Origin of the sequence: Klebsiella sp. OBRC7 (assembly GCF_000293135.1) — a bacterium.
Lineage (GTDB): Bacteria > Pseudomonadota > Gammaproteobacteria > Enterobacterales > Enterobacteriaceae > Klebsiella > Klebsiella michiganensis.
In genome coordinates this window covers 1-1,650 of sequence record NZ_ALNJ01000103.1, presented here as the reverse complement: position 1 = coordinate 1,650, position 1,650 = coordinate 1, and the positions used below count along the sequence as shown (strand labels likewise).

The window sequence follows — 1,650 nt, the reverse complement described above, 5'->3', positions numbered from 1 at the left end:
GAAACTGGGCAGAACGCCTTTCAGTGTTGCTTTCCAGATCGCGGCAATCAGGGAGCTGCAGGACGGCTGGGAGGAGCAGTTCAGGGAGATTTCGGATAACATTCGCTTGTCCGGCCTGAGCATCAGTGATTATCTTAAGCAGAACGGCACGGACCTGAACGCCTGAATGCCATTTTCGTTACAGACAAATTATATAACTGAGGGCAGTGATGAAAACAGCGGTATGGGTGGTGGTGTATTTCGCGATGTGTTTTCTGCTTTTCACAGGATGGATGTTCGCCTTTGCGCAGTATGCGCCCTATAACGGGCAGGAACACGCGTTTTCTCTGACGTATCTGCTTAATTTATTTTTTCTTCATGTTGTGATGGTACCTTACTACGAGTTTATTCAGACTGAAACATACAGCAATGCATTAATGAGTATGGCAGATGAATCCGGTCAGATGATACGTTTTCATCACGTAGTGCCTGTTCTCTGGATATATAGTCTGTCCGCACTCTTAACTTTTGTGGTCTACATTACATATGCAAAATGGTTCACTCATAACCGACTGAAAGAAAAGCATCTTCCAGAATGATATTACCGGGACACCTCAGGATATATAAAATTAATGACGAAACAGGAATGGATTTTACGACTACGCCGCTGTACATCACAGGAAACTCTGGAAAGGATAATAGAAAAAAATAAATATTCCCTGACGGATGACGAACTTGAGCACTTTAATGCCGCAGTGGATCACCGGCTGGCGGAAATGGCAATGGGGAAGTTTTATGATAAAATACCAGCAGGCGTCTGGAAATATGTTAAATAATACAGCCAGCATCAGTCTGTTCGCAGTTATCTCACCTGGAGCGCAATCATGAATATGATATTTGAACTGATTGGATTGTTACTGGTAGTCGGATGCGCATTCTTCACCACTTTTTTCTTAGCCGCAGTAGCAGGCACTATGGTAGTTATTCTTGGATGGGGAATTTCTATTGTCACCCCGAAGGTGGTTACCTGTACTAATGATTGCATCACTACTTTTTTTGATGCCAAACCCTTTGGCTGGCTTCTGATTGTGTTTTCATTAACCATGATGTTCTTTATTATCAGAGGTATGATTAAACGTTAGATTGCCTTTAGTGTGTAGTTAAATCATCATCACAACAGCGTTAATCTGAAACTGATATTGCCGGAGGGGATCATCATGACGGGAAGAGGCATTAACACAGTACGTATCGGTGATGAAGTGAAGCACATCACCGAGCTCGATGCACTAACACTCATGCATGAATGGTCAAAGCTTAAAAAAGAAAATGCAGACCTGTATGACTATAACCGTCAGGTTAACCGGGGGTGGCGCGGCTTTATTCTTCGCCTGATGGGTATCCATTTGCCTGAAAAAAACCGTGTTTGTCTTTATGGCATTAATGCCAGAAAAGAATCCATCTATCCCGACTGAAGTCGTGCTGGCAGTGATAGTGAGCAGGCCATTGCAGAAGAACAGCTATAATTTGACGCTAAGTGATTGATATTTAACATAAAACGCATTAAGCGAAGTTACAGTGTCAGCACAAAGCGTTATTGTCGTCTCAGCACAATTCACACGCGTCGTGTACGCTAAGCCTTCATTTTGCTCAGCACAGGACCGCGATCTTATG

General features: G+C 43.3%; 4 protein-coding genes and 1 pseudogene. All 5 read left to right on the top strand.

Annotated elements, in window-relative coordinates:
- A pseudogene (locus tag HMPREF1144_RS21320) lies at window positions 1–166 on the top strand (DNA-binding protein); the annotation flags it as partial.
- Between the two features lie 43 nt (window positions 167–209).
- Complete coding sequence (locus tag HMPREF1144_RS21315) at window positions 210–578, top strand: hypothetical protein (protein ID WP_009653915.1); 369 nt, start codon at window positions 210–212, stop codon at window positions 576–578.
- Window positions 579–611: 33 nt separating this feature from the next.
- Window positions 612–815: an HHA domain-containing protein gene (locus HMPREF1144_RS21310; RefSeq protein ID WP_004098931.1), complete on the top strand. Its 204-nt coding sequence runs from the start codon at window positions 612–614 to the stop codon at window positions 813–815.
- Between the two features lie 48 nt (window positions 816–863).
- Window positions 864–1,121, top strand: coding sequence for a hypothetical protein (locus tag HMPREF1144_RS21305; RefSeq protein ID WP_009653918.1), 258 nt, complete (start codon window positions 864–866; stop codon window positions 1,119–1,121).
- A 75-nt stretch (window positions 1,122–1,196) separates the two neighbouring features.
- The gene (locus tag HMPREF1144_RS21300) at window positions 1,197–1,451 is read left to right on the top strand and encodes a hypothetical protein (protein WP_009653916.1); all 255 of its coding nucleotides are present in this window, start codon (window positions 1,197–1,199) and stop codon (window positions 1,449–1,451) included.
- The last annotated feature ends 199 nt before the right edge of the window (window positions 1,452–1,650 follow it).